The 22,695-nt window shown below is 46.9% G+C and carries 17 protein-coding genes; 7 read left to right on the top strand and 10 right to left on the bottom strand.

Features of this window, described 5'->3' with window-relative positions; all coding sequences use genetic code 11:
- Positions 1–3: 3 nt before the first annotated feature.
- On the bottom strand, positions 4–1,179 hold the full coding sequence (locus tag K2Q26_02025; protein MBY0314268.1) for a hypothetical protein: 1,176 nt from the start codon (positions 1,177–1,179) through the stop codon (positions 4–6).
- A 42-nt stretch (positions 1,180–1,221) separates the two neighbouring features.
- Complete coding sequence (locus K2Q26_02020; GenBank protein ID MBY0314267.1) at positions 1,222–1,743, bottom strand: peroxiredoxin; 522 nt, start codon at positions 1,741–1,743, stop codon at positions 1,222–1,224.
- A 325-nt stretch (positions 1,744–2,068) separates the two neighbouring features.
- Here K2Q26_02020 and xth point away from each other — a divergent pair, with 325 nt between their 5' ends.
- Positions 2,069–2,851 (top strand): exodeoxyribonuclease III, encoded by a 783-nt coding sequence (xth, locus tag K2Q26_02015; protein MBY0314266.1) that lies wholly within the window; start codon positions 2,069–2,071, stop codon positions 2,849–2,851.
- On the opposite strand, the gene K2Q26_02010 is transcribed toward xth, so the two are convergent.
- On the bottom strand, positions 2,848–3,222 hold the full coding sequence (locus K2Q26_02010) for a DoxX family protein (protein MBY0314265.1): 375 nt from the start codon (positions 3,220–3,222) through the stop codon (positions 2,848–2,850). The genes xth and K2Q26_02010 overlap by 4 nt on opposite strands.
- A gap of 81 nt (positions 3,223–3,303) precedes the next feature.
- Here K2Q26_02010 and K2Q26_02005 point away from each other — a divergent pair, with 81 nt between their 5' ends.
- The 4 genes from K2Q26_02005 to K2Q26_01990 all read left to right on the top strand — a co-directional run bounded on the left by K2Q26_02005 (position 3,304) and on the right by K2Q26_01990 (position 6,542).
- Positions 3,304–3,621: a DoxX family protein gene (locus K2Q26_02005; protein MBY0314264.1), complete on the top strand. Its 318-nt coding sequence runs from the start codon at positions 3,304–3,306 to the stop codon at positions 3,619–3,621.
- A 185-nt stretch (positions 3,622–3,806) separates the two neighbouring features.
- Positions 3,807–5,306 carry a VWA domain-containing protein gene (locus K2Q26_02000; GenBank protein MBY0314263.1) on the top strand — a complete coding sequence of 500 codons (1,500 nt, stop codon included), beginning with the start codon at positions 3,807–3,809 and terminating at the stop codon, positions 5,304–5,306.
- Between the two features lie 80 nt (positions 5,307–5,386).
- A complete protein-coding gene (locus K2Q26_01995) occupies positions 5,387–5,842 on the top strand; it encodes a hypothetical protein (protein ID MBY0314262.1) in 456 nt (151 codons plus the stop codon).
- Positions 5,843–6,143: 301 nt separating this feature from the next.
- Positions 6,144–6,542, top strand: coding sequence for a TraR/DksA family transcriptional regulator (locus tag K2Q26_01990; protein MBY0314261.1), 399 nt, complete (start codon positions 6,144–6,146; stop codon positions 6,540–6,542).
- A gap of 124 nt (positions 6,543–6,666) precedes the next feature.
- Here the strand turns inward: K2Q26_01990 and K2Q26_01985 are convergent, their stop codons facing one another.
- Positions 6,667–7,110 carry a YkgJ family cysteine cluster protein gene (locus K2Q26_01985; protein ID MBY0314260.1) on the bottom strand — a complete coding sequence of 148 codons (444 nt, stop codon included), beginning with the start codon at positions 7,108–7,110 and terminating at the stop codon, positions 6,667–6,669.
- 86 nt (positions 7,111–7,196) lie between these two features.
- Here K2Q26_01985 and K2Q26_01980 point away from each other — a divergent pair, with 86 nt between their 5' ends.
- Positions 7,197–7,559 carry a hypothetical protein gene (locus K2Q26_01980; protein ID MBY0314259.1) on the top strand — a complete coding sequence of 121 codons (363 nt, stop codon included), beginning with the start codon at positions 7,197–7,199 and terminating at the stop codon, positions 7,557–7,559.
- Between the two features lie 95 nt (positions 7,560–7,654).
- Complete coding sequence (locus K2Q26_01975) at positions 7,655–8,095, top strand: hypothetical protein (GenBank protein MBY0314258.1); 441 nt, start codon at positions 7,655–7,657, stop codon at positions 8,093–8,095.
- 75 nt (positions 8,096–8,170) lie between these two features.
- Here K2Q26_01975 and K2Q26_01970 read toward each other — a convergent pair whose 3' ends face one another.
- The 6 genes from K2Q26_01970 to leuS form a co-directional block, all read right to left on the bottom strand.
- Positions 8,171–8,959, bottom strand: a complete 789-nt coding sequence (locus K2Q26_01970; protein MBY0314257.1) for a DUF481 domain-containing protein — start codon at positions 8,957–8,959, stop codon at positions 8,171–8,173.
- 32 nt (positions 8,960–8,991) lie between these two features.
- Complete coding sequence (locus K2Q26_01965) at positions 8,992–10,038, bottom strand: agmatinase family protein (GenBank protein MBY0314256.1); 1,047 nt, start codon at positions 10,036–10,038, stop codon at positions 8,992–8,994.
- A gap of 1 nt (position 10,039) precedes the next feature.
- On the bottom strand, positions 10,040–10,618 hold the full coding sequence (locus K2Q26_01960; GenBank protein ID MBY0314255.1) for a VTT domain-containing protein: 579 nt from the start codon (positions 10,616–10,618) through the stop codon (positions 10,040–10,042).
- Positions 10,619–10,637: 19 nt separating this feature from the next.
- Positions 10,638–18,029 carry a hypothetical protein gene (locus tag K2Q26_01955; GenBank protein MBY0314254.1) on the bottom strand — a complete coding sequence of 2,464 codons (7,392 nt, stop codon included), beginning with the start codon at positions 18,027–18,029 and terminating at the stop codon, positions 10,638–10,640.
- A 216-nt stretch (positions 18,030–18,245) separates the two neighbouring features.
- Positions 18,246–20,171, bottom strand: a complete 1,926-nt coding sequence (speA, locus tag K2Q26_01950) for a biosynthetic arginine decarboxylase (protein ID MBY0314253.1) — start codon at positions 20,169–20,171, stop codon at positions 18,246–18,248.
- 34 nt (positions 20,172–20,205) lie between these two features.
- Complete coding sequence (gene leuS / locus K2Q26_01945) at positions 20,206–22,605, bottom strand: leucine--tRNA ligase (protein ID MBY0314252.1); 2,400 nt, start codon at positions 22,603–22,605, stop codon at positions 20,206–20,208.
- Positions 22,606–22,695: the final 90 nt, after the last annotated feature.

Below are 22,695 nucleotides of genomic sequence, written 5' to 3'. Positions count from 1 at the left end.
TGTTTAATCAGTGAATTTTAATGGAGTCAATCCGCCATAAAGTGTTTGCAAGTTCGTCAGCTGCCCTTGATACAGGCGGGCGAGCCCCATATGAATTCGGTCTGCGAAAAAATAGAAGCGAAGATCGTACTTAAACTTGAGCTCTTGCCCGTCGTGCTGTCCGGTAAATTCTCCGGGCGGTGCATACTCCTGGGCAATATATTCGCCCTCATAAATGCGTTGAAACACAGTGCGGCTGATCGACTTGCCCCGATAAACCGATTTGCCCCCAAACATATTCGGGGGCTTAAAAAAGTATTTAGATCTCTTGGACCACAGGTCATCCATGCTCGAAAACTCAGAAAACTTTTTGGTCTCTAGAATCGCGCCCCTGAGTGCAGCGAGTTTAATATTCTCCTGAGCTTCGACGCGATCAAGTAGATCTCCCGAGTATTCCACCAGTCGTTTTTTGTCGGCAAGGAGTTCGTAGCCCCTAGGGTTGGGAGAAATCACCGTGCCATGCTGAATGTAGGACTCCAAAAGGGCCGCATGCTGCTCAAATTTAAAATCGGTGTGGCGATTATAAATAAAATCAATGGGTGTTTGTTGGTAACTTATCTTTTTATCGCTCGTTAAAATCAGATCTTTGACATCGGCAATCTCTGCTTTTAAGCCCAATTCTGTTTCAAAAAACGATTTGAACATCGCAAATTCAATCCAAAGGTTTTGCTGTTGAGGATTTTCGTCAACGATAAGAGTGGATAGCTTTTCTTTCTTGGGAAGCATCGAGCGGATCGCGCTTTTAAGATCTTGGCGCGCCTCCGGAAACGTGGATATGTGGCGACTTTCGTAAAGTTCGCAACCGATCAAGAACGACGAGGCATTTGTATTGATTTCGATGATTTTGATTTCGCCATTATCGAGAACATGAACATCTAGGCTACACAACATCGAGGGCGTCGAGGGCCAGCGAGAGAGATGGCCCGCCGTCTGTTGGTCGACCCACCGGATATAACTTGGACTTTGAGTGAGTCGATGAAGATCCCGAACAACCGCTTGGGCTTTTTCTAAAACAGATCGCGGTAACGTAAGTTCGAACATCGAAACAAGATGTGGAGAGACTCTCTGCTGAAGAACGTCTTCGCTGAATCCATATTTCGCTTTAAGGAGAGAGACCAGTTTCTGATGGTGAGTGTGCATAGGATTTCGAGCGAGGCTTTCACCTCGCTCGTCACGGATGGACTAGGGCTTAAGGTGCTTATCGCCCGGCTTCCAACCTGCGGCGCAAAGTTCGCCCGATTGTAACCCTGTCACCACGCGGAGGATTTCTTGAGTGTCACGACCAACGCTAAGGTTATGGATTCCCATGTACTGGATTTTACCCTCAGGATCGATAACGAAAGTACCGCGAGTCGCGATGCCTTTGTCTTCCATAAGAACGCCGTAATCACGAGCCATGCGCTTAGTGACATCACCGATCAATGGGTAGCCGAGATCTTTAAGATCATCTTTGATCCAACGTTTGTGAGAGTGAACAGAATCAACGCTGCAGCCGAGAACTTGAGCGTTCACTTCTTTAAATTTAGGTAAAGCATCGCGGAACTGAGTGATCTCAGTCGGGCAAACAAAAGTGAAATCGAGTGGGTAGAAGTACAATACAACCCATTTCCCTTTGTAATCGCTAAGGCTTACATCTTTAAATTCGCCACCATCGACGACAGCTTGTGCTGTAAATTGTGGTGCTGGTTGACCGATCATAGGCATTCGTAGCTCCTTGATAAAATTGAACGGTCATAATGCTAAGCCGGGGGCCTCTAGTCAACTTGGGTTTTGTGATTTGCGGCTTTGATTTTGGAAAAAGCTCACTCCTTCTCCCGGCCCTCGACGGGTGCAGAGCGTCTTCGGATTGCACCACTGCGTGCTGCAACCGGGATCCGCCCTGCTCGCCCGGGTGGGTCGATGGTGTGTGCTTTTTCCAAAATCAAAGCCGCAAATCACAAAAGCGTTCCAGCGGTGAGGTAACAGTTCCCTTTTCGTTATGTACCGCATAACAAAAAGGGAACTGTTACCTAACTTGGGGGAGTCGGGTATGAGTGGGGGTATGAAATTAATTTCTTGGAATGTGAATGGGATTCGGGCGGTTTCTAAGAAGGGTTTTGCGGAATTTATTGATTCGCAGAATCCGGATATTCTTTGTCTTCAGGAGACCAAGGCTCATAAGGATCAGTTGGATCCCAAGTTGATTGAAATTGGGGACTATAAATCCTATTGGTCTTCAGCAAAGAAAAAAGGGTACTCGGGAACGGTCACTTATACCAAAGAAGAACCGCTCAATGTTTACTATGGGATCGACATCGTGCCTTTTGATTCTGAAGGGCGTTTTGTCATTACTGAATACAAAAAGTTTACGCTGTATAACGTGTATTATCCCAATGGGGGCTCGGGCGAAGAGCGGCATTTGTTTAAACAAGATTTTCTGGCAAAGTTTCGCGAGCATTTGGCGGAAAAATTAAAGCAGGGAAAAAATATTATCGTTGTTGGCGATTACAATGTGGCCCATACCGAACTCGATATTCATGATCCGGTTCGGCTCTCTAAACATAGTGGCTTTCTTCCCGAAGAGCGTGAATGGTTCACTGATTTTTTAAAAACAGGTTTTATTGACACGTTTCGTAAACTTCATCCCGACGCCAAAGATCGCTACTCGTGGTGGGATTACCGGACTCTTTCGCGCCCTGCGAATCGAGGTTGGCGCATCGATTATATTTGTATATCGAAGGGCCTCGATAAGAACTTAACCAAGGCCGATATTCTTGATGATCAACACGGGTCTGATCATTGTCCCGTGGTGGCTGAATTTAAATTTGATTAGCTCAGATGAGTGACAATAATTCCGGCGCTCATCACAAGGACGATAAACGCAGGAAGAGATTTCATCGCGGGATCCTGAACTTTAATGTGCATGGCAATGGCCCCGCACATGAGAAACAAGATCACGGCCGCGCTTCCGATCACAACATTCGGTAAAGTGAACCACGCTCCGACCAAGAGCAGAATCGACGCGCCGATCTTCAAAGCGCCCACAACGTAGTGGATCCAACTTGCGAGGCCATAAGCCTCAAACTCTTGTTTTAAATTTTTAGAATCTTTACCTCTATACCCGGAAGGTTTAGAGTATCTCAGTATCCAAACATTTAAGAGACTGAAGGCAACGATGACTTGTAGGACTTTAGCGGCGATCACAAATATTCCCCCTGTAAGCTTTGCGTTCCATGGCTCACGATCCAATTCGTGAAGACGGCTGCAATTGTTTTTCAATTGATAATGTTAGTTTCATTTCCAATTTATGGAATTAGTTGTCTCTTTGCAAATAAAATGGCGGACGAGTTTCGTCGATACCAGCTGGAACATTTTCGAGTGCTTATCGGAGTTTTGGAAATCGCGGGTGGAATCGGATTGGCCGCAGGGTTTTATTTTCCTTGGCTGACACTATTAGCCTCATTAGGTTTGTCCATCTTGATGGTGATGGGCGCTCTCGTGCGTGTGCGTCTTCGCGATTCTTTCAGACAGATGGCCCCAGCCATTTTCTTCTTCGGAATCAGTTTTTTTGTTTTTGTTTCGGAGTTGCGGTTGATCTTATAGATTTCAAAGACACCTAGACCTTGGTCAAGGTATTGAATTTTCTAGGGATTGATAAAATCTTCTACAGGACCTGACTCAGCTCTACGTCAGTGGCAGCCCAAAGACTTTTCTCACATCTTTAGTAGTGTTTCCTCAAAATTTCACCCTCCTAGACCGAGACTTATGTAGGTCCAAAGGGGGGCTTTATGATCAAACTACATAATTTCGCGTTATCGTCTTTACTCCTATTAGGTGTCGCGTGCTCACAACAGAGCTTTTCGCCGACCAGTGAAAAGGCGATGGAAGATATGCTGACAGACAAAAGCGTATTCTTTCCTTTAAATTACTCCGAAGCCGCTTTCGAACAGATTCCGAATCTGACGAACGAGATGACCTTGATGGCCTACATCACTCAAAGTGGTGCTGGCGCTCGAGATCTTGTCAAAAGCGATTTTGTTTTAAGCGAAAACAGTGTGGGTGTCTCCGACTTCACCGTCTCTAAAGAGTCCTCTAAGAAAAATCAGGTGGTCGATATCGTTTTTGTGGTGGATGTCACCGGAACGATGTCTGAGTTTATCGAAACGGCGAAGCAACGCTTGCGTCAGTTTATTTTAAACTCCCGGGCGCAGGGCTATCACACGCGCATGTGTCTATCTACATTTGGTGATTATACTGTTAAAAAATGCGATCGCTTTTTTGATAACGATCCGTCAGGAGATATGACTCAGACGAACGAGTTGATTTCGGAGCTGGCAAAACTTCGCGCCTTTAAAGGCGCAGGACAAGATCCGGGCTGGCCCGACTACGATGAAAACCCGATGCGTGCTTTGATTGATGCTTCACAAGCGCCTTTCCGCACCGATGCTCAAAAGTTTGTGATCCTCGTCACGGACGCTGGATTCCTTTACTCACCAGGAAACCAAGGGATTATCGGCGAGAATGCGCCTCAAATGTCAGAGGTTTCTAAAGCTCTCGAAGATTCTCAGGCCACGGTATTTGGAGTCACTCCAAGTATGCCCGGCTATACCACGTCATTTCAAGGTTATCAGAGTATTGTTGATAAGAGTAAGGGAGAACACTTTCTCTTCTCCGATGTGATCGCCGGCAAAGTGACTTTGGATCAAATTCTCTCAAAAATCATCGATCGAATTAATTCCACCTATCGTTTGACCTACATCGTAGATAATATTCCAAACTTAGATCCGACGGCTCCGTTAGATCAACGACAGGTTTCTTTACAACTCAAGTCGGCTCAGCTCGGAAAAATCGAAGACGTCAAAGTTTCGGCGACGTTCCCGAGCGGCAAACCTCAGTTTATTAAGAACTGGAAATTATCAGATCAACAAATTTTTAAGAATGATATTCAAGTCAGTGTCAATTCGACTCCGGTTTCTGGATCTAACTTCGTATTTTCGGAAGGGTATATTAAATTTAATTCGGCTCCGCCGGCTTCAGCTAAAGTCAAAGTTCGATATCTTTATGCAGATATGTACGCCAATCTTAGATTGCTCCCCATTCTGCTCAATAAAGCCGAGGATCCTAACGCACTCAGAATTACGCTCAATGGAATCGTGGCTCGCTCACAAGATTTACTCATCGAACGCAATCTTTTAGGAAGCGTATCGATTACGATTCTGCCCTCAGCGTTGAGTGATGATTATTATCAGGTGACCAAAAATAAGGGTCTCCAGCTCGAGATCGATTAATCCATTTCGAAAGCCCTCCTTTAGTAGAGTTTCCGGGAGGGCTAGGTCCATATCAAAGCCAGTTTGTTATACTGATAGATATGAAGACTCTTCTCCTTCTTTTATCCCTGATCCTTTCGACCACCAGCCACGCTTTGTGCGTGAACTCCGATAAGACGCGCTTACGGTCGCGTCCCGATGCTAAATCGAAGATCAGCTGGACTGTCCCTAAATTTATGCCGCTCCTGCAGGTGGATCGGAAGGGTGCTTGGATCCAAGTGAAGGATGTCGATGGCGCTAAACATTGGGTTCACGCAAAATATGTCAGCAGTAAATTGGACTGTGCTGTGGTCAAAGCTAAAACCGCGAACCTGCGAGTGGGACCTGGAACAAACTTCGGCATCACCGATTTAGGTCGAGCTCGAAAGTACTCCGCCTTCCAAAAAGTGGATAGAGATGAGGAATGGCTCAAGCTCAAAGATGATTACGGACAAGTCCATTGGGCCCATGAAAACGCGATTTGGGAGCCTCGGTCACGCTCTCGGGTTAGTTTTTAAGCAAAATCTGAGATCATCTTACATCAAAAATGTGCGTCGCATCAGTAGCTATCCTGATGAGTTATCCACACAATGAATTATCGGTAAAACCCGCATCAGATCTGGCTTTGCGGGAGATCCACAGACTCAACCCGGGTTCGAGGTATAAGCAGTACTTTGGTAAAGTATCGATATTATTTAAGGTATTTACAGAAAAATTGTTTGCCTTTTATATTTGGGGCGTGTCTTAATAGTCCGCAGTTCCAAATGGGAAAGGAACTAGGTTGTAGGTTGAAGCTCTGGGGAGAGTCTCACCACAAAAATGACATGGAGGGGGATTTTTATGTCGATCATCACCAAAGCCTTAATTGAAGAATGCAAAGGCAAACTTATCCGTACGAAAGAAGATATCCTGAACCGCGTACAAGAAGTGCGTAAAGACCTCTACTTTGAAGATAAAGGTGGGGACGAGGCGGATCAAACCGCACGCATCCTTAACGAAAAAGAAATTCTTTCTCTTCACGATCGTCTTCGCCAGCAGCTCTTCGAAATCGAACAGGCCTTGAGCCGCATCGAATCCGGAATGTTCGGTATCTGCGAAGAAACCGAAGAGGGCATTGAGCCCGAAAGACTCAAAGCGATCCCTTGGACTCGCCTCAGCATCGAAGGCGCAGAAATCCGCGAATCGATGAAGAAGCGTTACGCCAGCAACGCCGAATAAAAATCTCCGCACATACAAAAGGCAAAAAGCCTCTTAAGAACCCAGTCCTCCTCAAAAATGGAACTCGGTTTTTAAGAGGCTTTTTGCATCTCACTTGAAGTGTTCACAAAAAATGCCCACGCTTTTATTTATGAAGATTTTCTTCCCATTCGGCTTGTTCAGCGATGTTTTTATCGATTTCTTCGGCCGACCATTTGCGGCCCTTGCCGACGCCCGGGCAAAAAGTGACCACTTCTTTTTTCCAAGCCTTGGCATTCATTGTTTCTGGCCACCAGGGCCAAGTTCGGCACTGCGTGGGGCGCGATTTATAAACGGTGCATTTATTGTTTAAAAGAAAGAGGCACTCGCTCCCGGTGTCTTTGATGTGATAAATTCCATCCGATTTGTCACAGAATTTTTTGGTAAATTGGATGGTACTCATCTTGAGCGTTTGGGCCATATTGCGACGGTCTTCTCTGGTCACGTACACAAAGCCATATTCGCCGTGAGAAACGCAGCATTTCCCCGATTGCTGGCACTCAAACTTTAATCCGTCAGACCACCATTTTTCCTGTGATTTTTCCTTCATTGATCCCTCGGTTTTTGGGTCGCTCACGCCACCTTGATGACAAGAGTAAATTACTATACAACCTCTCTATCGAAATGGGAGGAAATATGCTGATCGCTATAATATTCTACACCGTTTTTCATTTGTCGATTACTCCTAGCGTTGCCTTGGACGAGCAAACCTTGCTGATGCCTTTTCCTGCCGAAGTTGCACTCAACGAAACCATTGTGTTTAAGCCCGTGACCCAGCACCATTTTAATCTTAAGAGTAAAAATAGCTGTGGCTCCGGTCGCCTATTAAAGGTGGAAGAGTCTGCCGTGGAATGTCAGATCACGAAAGCCGGTGAGACGGCCATCGAACTCTTTATATGTGATGACAAGCAGTCGTATTGCCGTCGCGAGCAGATCACGGTAATTACACCGCGACCTAAGGGTTTCAAGGAATGGCTCCGTCATCTTTGGAACTCGTAGATACTGGGAGTGCACAAAGAGTTCGGGTGAATTCATTAGACAATTTGTGGGCAATGGGTCAAAAGAAACAGAACTTTTAACACGGGAGGTTCGAGATGACATGGTTAGGTATTATCGCTCTATCAAGTTTAATGTCTGTCGCTCAAGAGGTGAGTAAAAAGGAATTAAAACCCGCCGGAGCTCTTGTTCCAACGGCTTGCGGCTTTAATCAATTGGAATACGAAAAGGCCTGGGAGCCCATCGAAGTTTGTGTTTACCGTGTTCAGAGTTCCGATATTGAGATCATTTCTACTCGCAAACCTGAGGGAATTTCTTACTACCGGTGGCAGCAAGTGCTCTCCAGTGACAAGCAGGACTTTGAAAGCTGGCAAGCTCGACCGGCTCTTGTCGAAAAATCAAGATTTCATTGGATTTACAAGGGCGAGCAAAAGGATGCACTATCAACCGAAGTGCGTTTTTACCCCGAAACTCAAAAGATTGTTTCTACAGATCTCTACTTTTATGTGACTCTCAAACCCGTTTACTCGACATTCTAATTGTCCGCGATGACTTAGAAGACGAATAAAAAAAGGAGACTTAGAGGTCTCCTTTTTTTATTCTGTTTCCTCTCCTTAGAATCGGGCGATGAGAGCCGTCACATGTCGATAATCGAGGCGTTCAATTTTTCCAGTAACTGGCGTATTACGATATTGACCTTCGTAGCCAAATTTAAGTGAGAATGTGTCAGAGAGAACCGCCAAAGCGTACGGGCTAAAGTTAATACGATAGTTATCCTCGTTTTTGAGATCCGGAAGATATTCCACCCAAAGACCAAATTTTGTCGTAGGGCTAAAAGCGTAGTCGATTTGCGAAAACACACGAGCAAAGTGAGATTCAAGATCCGTATCGACTCGAGTGCCAGCAATCACCGTGGCCAAATCTTCCTTTAAGTACTTATAACCGATCTCCGAGAAAAACTTAGTGGTGTCTGAAGAAATCCAAAAGTATTTCACGCCGAGATCGTAAGAGTTACCAAGATTAATCCCCACGAAGCGATCTTTGTTTAATCCTGCTTGTAAGAACATATTGAACTGATTAGGAACAAAAATATGTTCCTCTCGAAGCGCTAACGACCAGTTCTCGGCAGTGCCTTCGACATTTCCGGTCGCTTGGTTTTGAGCGCGCGTGCTAAGGTAGTGTCCGGTAAATTTAAGAAGATCTTTTTCCCATTGATAAACGGTGGCCTGTTTACCACTGAAAGATTGAGATTTGGCGTTTCCACCGACAACGATATAACCGATTTCGCTCTCGTGATGTAATCCCAAGTTGGAGTCCGCCACCGGTCCATTGCCCTGAGCGAATGCACCTGTTGTGCCTAAGCATAGGCCAATAGAAACAAATAAAATACGAAATAATCTCATCCTACATGCCTCCTAATTAGCTATAGAATGGTTTAAACATTTGAGAAGAGGGTGTAGCAACACAAATTGTATAAGACGCGACTTCCCACGTTGCCATCCCAACAGTCGAGATCTGTCGGCGAGTCGGGAGTCACTTCACAAAGATCAAAGCCCACAAGCTTTTTACGTTTTTGCAAAAGGAAATAAATCAGTTCTGTCATATGGAAAAACTCTAAACCACCGGGCACTGGCGTCCCCGTATTCGGGCAAAGCGTGGGATTGAAGCCATCAATATCCACAGAGAAATAAATCTTCTCGGTTGGAATATTTTTAAGAATATCTTCGCAGACCTGATGCCAGTTTTTTCCTTGAGCCATCATTCGGTTTAAGTCGCGATCAAAATACGTTTTTACTTTTTGAGGATTATTTTGGATATAGTCCAATTCCTCTTGGCAGAAGTCTCGAATTCCGAGTTGAATCAACTTTTGGGGAGCAAGATCATCCTCCATGACGTTTCTCATAATGGACGCGTGAGAATGTTTGTATCCCTGATAAGCGTCGCGAAGATCGGCGTGAGCATCAATATGAATCACTGTCATTTCTTGATGATGCTTTTCGCTTGTAGCGCGAATCGCCCCGAGGGGAGATGAGTGGTCGCCTCCCACAGTGCCAAGGATTTTCCCATCGGCCAGAATTTTTTTGGACGCTTGATAAACTTGCTCATGAATCATGTCGCTGGCTTTATTGATCCCGATGACCGATTTTTTAAGCTCCGGCGACAGTTCTTCACCGCGTTCGAGAGATTCTTTCACGCGAATGGCTTGAGGCTTATACTCATCGTTGAGCTTTAGCCATGCATCATGCTGAGAATCTTCCCAGAACATCCCGCGTTTGTACACCGGGCCGGCGTCGAGATGAGTGAGATCAATTTGGCTGCTGCACTCGTAAATGGATTTCGGTCCATAGGAAGTCCCGTTGCCATAGGAAGTGGTGACTTCCCAAGGAACGGGGAGAAGAATGAGCTGAGAGTTTTTATAGGTAAACGGGAGAGAGAAAATTCCCGCATCTTTAACGCCAGTCGCATTGGGATTGAATTCCATTTTATCTCCATGAGTAGTAAATTGTTAAGGAGATGGCGATAATAGCCGTAGTGACAATAGTCAATCTCTCCAAATGTTTTTCTATCCATGCTTTAACTGGTTCTCCCCAAAAATAAAACAAAATTCCGATGAAATAAAAACGGAAACCTCGTCCAAGACTTATCCCTAAAATAAATGGCAGTAGAGGAACATGAGCCGCTCCCGCGGTAATTGTAAAGGCCTTAAAGGGGATCGGGGTAAAACACCCTAAGAGAACCGCAATAAAGGTGTTCTCTTGAAACTTTTCGGAGACCACCTGATACGTCTGTTCGGTGAACACATAAGTAAAAAAGAATTCGCTGGTCGACTGCCAAAGCCAATAGCCGATCACGTATCCAAAAATTCCACCGGCCACGGATGAGACTGTCGAAACTGTGGAAGCCCAAAGAGCCTTACGTGGGTTGTTTACACAAATCGCGAAAAGTAGAGGGTAGTTTGGAATTGGAAAGAACGAGGCCTCAATAAATGTGATAAATGCTAAAAACGTGTAATTGTGAGGATGATCGGCCCATTTAAGGACCCAATTATAAAGTTTTCTCATGATGTTTTAGAACTCGCTATTAATTCGTCTTAGCGATTTTAACAGATAATCGGATGACGGCAAGAGCGATGAGACATTCTAGCGCAAATGCGAAGATCAAATCCCAAGGAGGATTGTTTGCATTTTGTCCATAACCCGCAAACAGTGAGCATCCATTAGATCCACCCCCACTGCTGGACGCTGGCGCACTGACAGGTGAGTTGGTCACCGCCACTTTGATGAGCGGGTCACCAATAATTGTCCAAGAGTGAGTGGCTTCTTTAAATGGAGACTGGAGCTCGGCCTGGGATTTAGAAAGCTTAACCGCATCGCCCATCGAGGCCAGTGGGTTACTTAAAAGTCTTTCATAAAATGCTTTTTGATAAACCGATTGAACACTCGGAGGAGTCATAGAGGTCGATCCCCAGAAGAGTATCGCGCCGCCGTTTTTCTTCATGACAAGTTTTTCCGCGAGACTGATGCTATTCGGATCGTAGAAGTTGGCATTTAAACAATTCATTGCCGCAATGACGGGGAGTTGAGTGTTGGTGAGCGCATCGACATCGTTCACATTAAAAATATGGTTATCGGCCCACATATTCTCTGCCCCGTGACCCATGTAATGAATAAGAGCCGAAGTTGAAAAGCTTTCCGACACTTTCGATTTGAAAACGCTGTCTCCGAGCTGAGTGCGGCTCATCATTGTGGTGGGTGTCGACGGCGCCCATTGCTGGATACTGCTATTCAGTTCCGTCACAAAACCGTCAAAGTTTTCACCGGAGTAATGGGCCTTATCGGCCAATAGGACCATAGATGAGCTTGTTGGTTTTGTTTGTCCAGACTCGTAAGTTAAAACCTTATTAACATAGTCATTTAACTCTTCGACGGTGCGAGCCGGAATGCGACCAATCACCGCGAACGCACTACTACTCTCATCAGAGGTTACATACCAATGGTCTGAGGCATAATCGAACGCAGACCCTTTGAGCAATTTTACTGGAAAACGCAAAGGGATCACAGGGTTCTGATACCCTTTAGGATCATAGGTTCCATCACCAAGAAGGACCACATACTCCGGCTTTACTGACCAATAGGTATGTGCATAGTTTAAAAACTCGCGAACGGCTTCTGCGCTATGAACCCCAAGACCAAACTCATTGTAAATGCTATCGAGATCCACAGTGGCGACTTTATAGCCTTGAGCGGAGCGAGCGTTCACCAGAGGCTGAGCCGCATCGAGGAGTTCGCGGGCCCCTATATAAATCACTTGGCCCTGATTGCTCGGATCTTTGAGATTGCTTCCGTAAATGAGTTCCAAGCTCGCAGGCGCTAGGAGTTTACTTTCGGTCGATAGCCAAAAGCGACGATCAAATGTGATGTCTCCAGCGGTGGGAATAATAACTCCATAACCGTTATCAGTGGCCTGAATATTCAAATTGATTAATTTTTGAATATTTCCAAGCTGGCTGATGTCATAACCGACGATGTCGTTGGCACTAAATCCATCCACATAAAAATCAGAGTCCGTTCTTGAGTTGAGCACAGTGATTCTATCGTCATCGGCCGTCCAATTATGCGTGTAATAAATATCGACGTAATCGATATAAACCATATCGTACTCACCATTAATCAGCAGAGATCCGGTGGGCTCGATGGTGATGCGATTGAGACCTTCGACAAACGCCGAGGCAGGTACGTTAAAAGTAACAATCTGGGGTTCGCTAGAACTAAAAGTCGCTTCCGCATTGGCGATGGTCGATGAGTTGATGAAAAGTTTAAGATGATGCTGATAATTGGTGCTCGTTGTCGAGCGTGACTTCATCATGGCATGAACCGCAACGCTCGTGTCTGGGACGATCCCGTGGATTTCCACATCTGTAACCAATGGAGTCGAGGCCCCACCGGCAACTCCATAAAATAATCCCCAAACAAAATGGTCCATGTTGTCGTCAAACGGCTCATTAAATATGGCGACGTTATTTTCTTCAACACGCACTTTGCTGATAAAGCCTAATTGGTTTGAAGGGACTGCAGTTAGGCCACTCTTATCGACCGGTGTCATGCGAAGACCCGTCGACGCTGTCGAATGATCCGAGACGAGGAGGGCGTAGCTGTTTTTACTTTCACGAGTCGATACGTTGCGTGCGAAGAATCGAATGGTATCGCCAGAGTCGAAAATGCTATTCGTACTGATCACATCAATCGCTTGTTCTTGATCGAAGATATAAAGCTTTAATGTATCTACAGGAACATTATAGAAAGGTCCGATCACGCCCGAGGTCAACATGTCATCAAAAGACAGACTGTACATTCCGTCTTTGTTTAATCCGATTTTTAAGCCACCTTCTGTAGACCATGCTTGAGTTAAATTGAGAGGAGCATCAGGTGTCCAATTGGAATTGCCGTCGAGAAAAATATCAACAAGAAGTTCGTTGTATTTTTTAAGTTGTTGCTGGGCGGGATTGTAAGACAAAGGTTGAATCACCACCGGAAGGTAGTGTTGCCCGTTATTATTAACAATATTTCCCAAGCTGATCGGAGAACTTGGCGCGAAAGCATTCGTCGCGTAAACCGCGGTATCTAAGCTCCATTGTTCTTGGTACATATTTCCGACGAGAACCCATTGCGGTGCGGGCGCAAGGGCCAAGCTTCCTGCGGTTGATGATGTTTCGTTGACGATCGTATATTGGGCCGAAGTCGCTCCTGGAATTTTTAACATCAGTGTGCGAGACAAGAGCTCGGGTGACCCAACAGCTGTGGATTTCGTGTAGAGCGGAATACTGATCTGTTGATACGCCACATGGGTCGGATGAGTGTTGAGCGTATAGTTTGGAACGACAATTTTGAGTCGATAGGAATTGGCTGTCTTTGCGACCAAAGTGATGTTGGTTTCAAGAGGGGTGAGTCCTGGCGTTGCATCCGCCGGATTTGATCCGCCGGTGCTCTGACTTCCTGAGGGGTTGTTCGAAACAATTGTGCCTGCCAGCGGTGGAGGTGGGGCTCCGTAGGCCGCATTCGGTGTCGCTGTTATCGGCCCGTGCAAAGTGCGCTCATCGGTGTTCGAAATGTCTTCCAGTTTGTAGTAATACGTTTGGTTGTTATCCACGTCTTCATCAATAAACGCATAGGTTCCATGAATCGTCGTCGAAAAAATGTCGTTACGAATAAGGTAAGGATTGATTTGGACGTAACCTGCATCGGGAGATAAACTTCGATAGAGATTAAAGCCGCGATGTAACCATTCAAGACCTGTCGTCCAACTGAGGACGACTTTATTGTCGTAAGCGATCGCTTTGTACTCCGTAAGAGATACCGGTGAATTAGCCTTATCAATCACGATATTACAGTTCGTCTCCGAGATTTTGGCGTCGGTATTTGTCGTTGCGTACGGCCAAAAGTCTCCGAACCACTGATCGAAACTGACAGTTCTGCTCGAGCAGCCCGAAGAGAATCCGAGGAAGTAAGCAGTCGCCTCCGTCGGTGGACTGTTGGAGGGTCCCCAGTTCCAGCCAAAGTTGCTAATGGTCGAAGGTAATGTGCCCGTATTATTAAACTGAATCGCACGCATACTCGCTGTGCTCGGCAAGTTACGAAGTTGTCCCCCGTTAATTTGCGTGACGTTGGTGGTTCCACCGATATTGACCCCAGCAGTTCCTAACCATTCGATGAGAAATCCGACGAGATTCATCGTCCCTGACGTCGCGGTAAAATTCCAAGTGCCTGTGCCACCGCGGCGTGTGATGGTCGCTTTGTTGCTTAGAGTTTGAGGGTAAGCGTCGTTAACCCCTTGAGTAGAGAGTGTTCCGCCATTGACAGTTAATGTCTGGGAGGCACCGATTTCGAGTCGTCCGCCGCCAGCGATATTCATCGCTCCGGCCGTTAGAGTTAAACCTCCTGCAGCGGAAAGTGTTTTGCTATCTGGGATTTGGAAAGTGAAATTACTGCCCGCGGGAAGCGACATTGCCGTCGTCACATTAATCACGCTACTTCCGACCGAAACGGATCCGCCAGCAGTTTTGTTAAACTGGAGATTATCCAATGTAGAAGTGCTCGAAACGGTCTGCGATGTCGCTACCGTACCGTTATCACGAATAATGAGAGGGCGACCACCTTGATTAAAGGTGCCCGTATTGTCAAAAGATCCATAGATCTCTAATTGTCCGCCACTCATAGTTAAAGTGCCCGTACCAATCGTCATCGAGTTACAGGATTGAGTCCCCGTAGTAATTGCAGGATTGTTGGTGGCAGCGTTAATATAACAATTGATGGTCGAAGTAGGGACACCGCCGTTCCAGTTGCCAGCGACGGTCCAAACTGTGCTTGTCGCTCCTGTCCAGTAAGTGGTGTTTCCGACGATAGTGGAAGTTCCAAAACCAATGGGCGGAGAAGCTGAACCATTAAAAGCATATCCTTGGGAGTTGACAATATGAGTGCTTGAATCGACCCGATAGCCGATCGTGGCTCCATTCGTAGCGAGTGCCGCTACCGAGAAGGTCGCATAGAAACAGCGTTTAGGAGGAGTGGTGGGGTCGGCCTGGACGGTCGCCCCAGTAATGCTGGTAAATTCAGCCCGAGCGGGATTGCCCGTAAATGGCTTCATGTCGATCAGCGTTCCTCCGGTACCCGTGCAAGCAGAATCATAATAAAGGGATACAAAATCCACGTCAGATGCGGAGCCCGTACCTGTGAGCGTGAGACGAACGTAAGTCACATCGGTATTGCTAAATGCTCCCGCATTGGTCTGTTCAAGACCAAAACGACCCATGTTGACCACAGCACCTTGGTTGACGTTTGTTGGAGCTGTTGTATCGACAGAGATGTCTAGAGTGCTCGTTAGAGAAACCCAGGTGACGATGTAATTGTTGGAGGTGCTGTTTGCCGCTCCGGTGATGGAACCCGAGTAGTTCGTCATATTGAGAGTTCCAGCAGTGGTGTTCGTAAACACACTCTTAACGCCGGTGGCACCCGAGCCATTATGATCGAAAGTCATTGCGTCTAAAGTGTTCGTGGGAACTTGTCGCAAGAGTCGAAGCATTTCCGAATTATTTCCGATGGGATAAGTGAAGGACCCATTACTTAACTGATAGGTCCCGTCAATCGTCGCTGCTGCGTTAATGGTCAGCCCGGTCGCACCTAAATGGCGTAAGGCATAGTATTGAGCACGAATTATTCCTGAGACCGTAATCGTATACGCACTCGTATTATTCAAGCCGCGAATGGCCGCATTCGCTCCGGTATTTCCGATGAGTTCTAAAGTTCCTCCGTTGTTCACAGTGATCGTGCGCCCATTGGCCATCACTAAAGTACCGCCCGGCTCAATATCTAAGGTCGCGCCATTATTGACCACGATGTTTCCCGAAACCGTAACGGTCGCTCCAGCAGCGATTCGTGTAATTCCCGAGTTGAGAGTCAGATTGCCGGTGATGGTGCCGCTATTTTCGAAAGTTACAGGGCCGGTCGCATTGGATTCAAAGTTACCGGGGAACGTCACGTTATTTAAATAGACCGATTGTTCATTTGTACCTGTGGCTCGAACAATACCGGCGGCAGCGGCCGTAAATGTATATGTGTTCGCAAATATCATCGAGCCCGTAAATGTAAAGAGGTTGGCCGTGTTGTTCCAGTCGAGAGATCCGCCAGAAATGAGTTCTGCATTCATACATGCCAACGTCGCCGACATTCTTGGGACGTTGTATCCAACTCCAATCGCACAATCTCGAGTGGCGTTGGGTACCGTGTTCGGTGTCCAATTGGCCGCGAGAGTTGTGACTATGCTTGTACCACCATTCCACTTAATTGTGGCGAGTCCCGTGACCGAAGTTAAACCCGCAGCTACCGGAGGTCCCGTAGTTTTGGAGAGCGTATAGTTTTGAGAGTTAACGATGTCGTCGGTTGCATCGATTTTTATTCCTAAAGTATGAGCAACCCCCGCCGTCGCTGAAGTCGCCATGAGGACGTGAACGCATTTAGGAGTCGTGTCCGCTAAATTAATTTGCCCAGCCGAGAACGCGACTGTGATTTTACCGGGAGTCCCCGTGGGTAAAAAATCTCCCCCCACTTGAGAGTCGACGCCAGCATTGTAGACACAGTTTAAATTATCATCTCTGTAAACACGGATGCCTTCGACATCCGCGTTCGAATTCACGCCATCGACCGTAAAGCGAATAGACGTGACATCGGTGGCGGTCGCCGTGTCGGAGAGCGCAAATGCAAATGTTCCAAAGTGAACATAGCCAGAGGATCGCGCAATTGTCGCCGGAGGTGCTCCGGCGGGAGAGTTATTGCTGACCAGAACTTCCACCGGTGCTTCGGTTCCCCAGTTCAATTTGTTACTGGGATCGGTTTCGTTGGCCGTATCACCAAAGCCATACCAGTTATTCAGAGAAAACGCGGCGCCGGTAAACGACGTTGCATTGATGTTTCGTGGCGATCCGCCGTTGCCGTAAAACCCTAAGCCCGTTAGGATCGTCGGTGTGACCGTGGAACCTGTACCTAAAGTAAAGCCGTACCCCCCATTAGGAATATCAGTAAAGTTACCATTGGATAAATCTTGCAGGTTACCCGTGATATTCACCCCCGCTGCGGTCATGCGACGGATTGAGAAATACTCGGCATCAATCTTACCTTGAACGTTAAAGGTGTATGTAGAACTACTATCGTAGGAGTTAATAATGGCCGCATTCCCAGAAGAGCCAGTGATGCGAATCAATCCCGTTGTACCTACCGCAAGAGTGCGTCCATTGGCTAAGAGTAAACGCGAACCCGGTTGCATTCTCAAAACACCATTCACAGTGACGCCGCCGTTGAGTTTAAGAGTCACTCCGGTCCCGACGGTGAGTGTGGCAGAGACAGGAATAACTAATGCGGTGGTCTGTTGGACTTCGAGATCGGCGTTGACGTTAATGTTTCCAGCACCTGCGTTAATTGTGAATGCATTCGTGATGGTAAAGGCGCGTGGGAAATTGACTGTTGTCGCATTGTTGATGGTCAGTCGGGGAATGGGATCGACGTTTTCAAAACTTTGCGTTCCAGTTCCTGACATTTGGACGGTAAAAGTACTTCCTCCAGGAACAATCATCGATCCTGAATTCACGTTTCTAAAATAATCTCCAACGATGGTTAACGTGTTAGAAGCCGGAGCTGTCATCGAGCCGGAATTGATTTCCAGACACGACAGAGTTCTCGCCGTCGCGGGAAGCGTGGGAATTTGCCAATCCGCAACGATGAATGCATTCTCCGTCGCCGCATCGGGAACGTTGTTCGGATTCCAGTTATTTGTATTTGTCCATACGGTGGTGTTTGCATTGGCTTGCCAAGTGATGGTCGTGGCTCCGCACGCCGCTTTGGAAAAAGGAGACCAGAGCAAGGTTGCAACAAAACTTGCTGTGCTGAGAATTTTTAACGTTGATTGAAGGCGCTGATTTATCTGCATTTTTCCCTATCATTTCTTATCGGAAGAACTCGCGAAAAGGTGAGATTAGGGTATCATTTTTGAACAAAAAAAATGAGTTCGAGCGAATTTAGAAAAATGAATTAGACGGATGTCCTAAGGTGATACATTCCTAGTAAAAAGTCTTGATGGGAATTAAAGAAAAGTCGCATTTTACTTCACCCGTGAGCGAAGGATCTCACGGGTGGGCCAAAATAGTTAAACACCAAAGAAGTGATCAGGCTCCTCAAGATACGTGTATCCAGACAAACCTTCTTGATACAACTGGATCAAATGCTTGGCTTCCTGACGGCTCATTTTATTGTTCGCGATACTCGACTCGCTGGCGCGACGAATGCGATTGATGAGCTCTTCGCGATTGTACTGAACATAACTCAACACCTCGGAAACCGTATCACCTTCCACGACGTGCTCGATCTGATAACCCTCGGGAGAGATCGAAACGTGAACCGCATCGGTATCTCCAAAAAGATTATGAAGATCCCCAAGAATTTCTTGGTAAGCACCCACAAGAAAAGCTCCCATGTAGTAAGGAACATCGGGAATCACTTCGTGAGTAGGCAATGTAGATAAAGGGGCTCCATCGGGAATAGACAAGTATTGACCAATCTTACCGTCCGAATCACACGTTAAATCCACAAGCATCGACTGCTTATGGGGCTCTTCGTTGTGACGATGAATGGGCATTACCGGGAAGATTTGATCGACGGCCCAGGAGTCAGGAAGAGATTGAAACACAGAGAAATTACAAAAGTAAGTGTCCGACAAGAATTCACGCATGTGTTTTTTAATGTCTTCATGGTCAGGATCACTCTCGACCAGTTTTGCCATTTTGGTCGAAATGCACCAAAAGAGTTTTTCGATCTTCGCCTTTTCTCCCAAAGACAAAAGACCAAAGGTGAATAGCTGGAGCGTGTTTTCCTTAAGATCGTTTAAGTCGTTGTAGTACTCGCGAAGATTTTCAATGGTGAGACTGTTGTAAAGATCGAGGAGTTCATGCACCACCTTATGATCATCTTTTAAAAGTTCAGGCGGTGGACCTGTTTGCTCAACGCGATTGGTTCCGATCACATCAAAAATCAAAACGGAGTGATGGGCCACAGTGGCTCGGCCGGACTCCGAAACAATCGTAGGCATCGCTACTTTTTTCTCTTCGCAAGTGGACTGGACGATACTGATAATGTCATTAGCGTATTCCTGCTCGGTGTAGTTCACCGAGGATTCGGAAAGGCCGGTGCCATCGTAATCGATTCCTAAACCACCGCCGACATCGAGGTAAGTGGGGTAAGCCCCCATTTTATGAAGTTCGGTGTAAATTTGTACGCCTTCTTTTAGTGCGCTCTTAATTTGTTTGATGGAAGGAATTTGCGAACCAATGTGGAAATGAACGAGATCCAAACAGTTAAGATAATCTTCCTTCTTCATGATCTCAAAGGCTTCGAAGATTTCGGAAGTGGTTAATCCAAACTTAGAGCGATCTCCACCGGAATCCACCCAGCGCCCAGCACCCTTCGATTGAAGTTTGGCGCGGAGACCGATTTTAGGACGGGTGTTATATTTTTTAGAGGCTTTGATGATCAAAGTGAGTTCTTCAAGACGCTCTACCACGATCACCGTGTTGCGACCGAGCTTGCGCGAAAGAACGGCCGTCTCGATGTATTCTGAATCTTTAAATCCGTTACAGATAATCAGAGCATTGTTGGTGTGGATCATCGCTAAAACGATGAGAAGCTCGGGTTTACTTCCGCACTCAAGACCGAGGTTATGAGTTTCACCAAAGTTGATGATCTCTTCCACCAAGTGGCGTTGCTGATTGACCTTAATCGGGTAAACCCCTTGGTAACGGCCTTTGTAATTGTATTCGTTGATGGCGTTGGCAAAGCACTGGTTGAGAAGTTTAATGCGTTCTTTAGTGATGTCTGGAAAGCGAAGGAGCATGGGAGCGCGAATTCCGCGCTCTTTAAGATCGGTCGCAAGCTCGAGAAGATCGACCTGTGGTCCTTGAGCGCCACGAGGACACACAACAATGTTCCCACGGTCGTTGATATCAAAATATCCGTGGCCCCAAGTTTCAATTCCGTAAAGCTCTTTCGACTTTTGCGGAGTCCAACCTGTTTTTTCCATAGTCTTGCCCGCGACCTTTTCGGCGTCGGAAGTTTTATCGCTTGCCGATGATGTTGAGAATTTTTCCTGGTACATAAATAACCTTCCCTACGCCTTTCTCTCCGATCGCTGCTTTCACCGCATCGATCGCTAAGGCTTTTTGCATGGCTTGATCTTCAGTGGCATCCTTTGCCAGATCCATTGCGCCACGCCGTTTCCCGTCTACTTGAATTCCAATACTTACAGTGTCATCAACTGTCAACTTCGGATTGTACTCAGGCCACGGCGAAAGGGAAGAAAAACTTTTCTCACCCATGGCTTCCCAAATCTCCTCGCAAATGTGAGGAGCAAACGGGGCGAGAAGGCTCACAAGCGGTTTCAGAAGTTTTCGGGATTGGCACTTGTGCTGGTAAGTCTCGTTCACCAAAATCATCAGAGCGCTAATGCAGGTGTTGAAGCTGAGGCTTTCGATGTCCTCGCCGACTTTTTTGATGGTTTTATGCAACACTTTTTCGAGCTCCACCGGGATCTCGCTGTCGTCGCCCACAAATTGGCCGTCTTCGGAAATGCAAAGGCGCCAAACGCGTTCTAAAAACTTCTTCACGCCGACAATTCCACTCGGTGACCAAGGCTTGTCGCGATCCATCGGTCCTAAGAATAAAATAAAGCAGCGGAGAGCATCCGCGCCGTACTCGTCGCGAACCACGTCGGGGTTTATCACGTTCCCACGAGACTTGGACATTTTTTCGCCGTCGGGACCCAGGATCATTCCTTGATGGGCTAATTTTTTCACCGGCTCGGGATGGCTGACCAATCCTTCTTGAAAAAGCACTTTGTGCCAAAAGCGCGAGTAGAGCAAATGGCTCACGGTATGCTCGGGCCCACCGACGTAAAGATCCACCGGCATCCAGTATTTTTGCTTTTCGAAGTCGGCGAAGCTGTTTTCATTTTTAGGATCGGTGTAGCGCAAGAAGTACCAGCACGAGCCCGCGGTCCCTGGCATGGTGTCGGTTTCGCGACGACCTTTTTTTCCGTCTTTGCTCGTGTACTCCACCCAGTCCTGATTTCGGCTAAGGGGGGCCTGGCCGTCTTCCGACGGTTCGTAGTTGGGAACCTGAGGGAGAATGACTGGGAGCTCTTCCACAGGAACACTTTGAGGGCCATCAGCCATGTGAACGATCGGGAAAGGTTCGCCCCAATAGCGTTGGCGGCTAAAAAGCCAATCGCGAATTTTGTACTGATAGGTTTTTTCGCCCAAGCCTTTGGCTTCGAGATGCTCAATGGCTTTTTCGATGGCTTGGTCTTTCTTAAGACCATTGAGAAAGCCAGAATTGATCAAGATGCCGTCGCCCTCGTAAGGCAGTTCGTCGGAGCTTTCGAGAACGCGAACGATGGGGAGTTTATATTTTGTAGCGAACTCGAAATCACGAGCATCGTGAGCGGGAACCGCCATGATGGCGCCGGTCCCATAATCCATAAGAACATAGTCGGCGATCCAAATCGGAACTTCCTGACCCGAAATCGGGTTGATGGCCAATGAGCCCGTGGGCACGCCGGTTTTTTCCGTGTTGGCTTTACGATCGACTTCCGACTTACTGGCCGCGGAGGCGACGTAGGCGTCCACCTGATTTTTCTCGGCGGCGGTAGTTAGCTCGCCAACGAGGGGATGCTCGGGAGAGAGCACCATAAAAGTGGCACCAAAAAGAGTGTCGGGACGGGTCGTATAAATTTTAAATGAATGTTTGCTGCCCTTCACGGTAAAGTCGACAAACGCTCCCATGGATTTTCCAATCCAGTTGCGTTGACCTTCCTTCGTGCGCTCCGGCCAGTCGATCAGATCGAGATCTTTTTGAAGGACGTCGGCATACTCGGTGATTTTAAGCATCCACTGCTTCATCGGTTTGCGGACGACGGGGTGACCGCCGCGTTCACTTTTACCGTCGACAACCTCTTCGTTGGCGAGAACAGTTTTAAGTGCGGGACACCAATTGACGGGGGCCTCTTTTTGATAGGCGAGTCCTTTATCAAACAATTTTTTAAAAATAAATTGAGTCCACTTGTAATAGTCGGGAGAGCACGTTGAAATCTCTCGACTCCAATCAAAACTAAAACCAAAACTTTTGAGCTGACGTCGGAACGTCTCGATCGATTTTTGGGTGGTCACCTCAGGATGAATCCCTGTTTGAATGGCGTATTGCTCGGCGGGGAGCCCAAAGGCATCGTAACCAATCGGGTGAAGAACGTTAAATCCTTTTTGCCTTTTGTAGCGAGAGACCACATCGGTCGGGGTGTAAGAGGCCATATGCCCGACGTGCAACCCAGCGCCCGAGGGATATGGAAACATATCTAGAGCGAAGTATTTAGGTTTTTCGGAAAAATCCACCGCCTTAAAAGGTTCTTCTTTTTCCCAACGTTGTTGCCACTTTTGATCGATTTTTTTGTGTTCGTAAGACATGGCTGGGAACATAACAACTGAAGAGATTGATGTCCATCGTTCTGGTAGGAATAGGTGCAAAAAAGTTCTTCAAAAGAGTCCGACTTTTTT

This window comes from Bdellovibrionales bacterium (assembly GCA_019750295.1).
GTDB lineage: Bacteria > Bdellovibrionota > Bdellovibrionia > Bdellovibrionales > JAGQZY01 > JAIEOS01.
The sequence above is the reverse complement of the archived record's forward strand: the minus strand, read 5'-3'. Positions and strand labels throughout refer to the sequence as shown.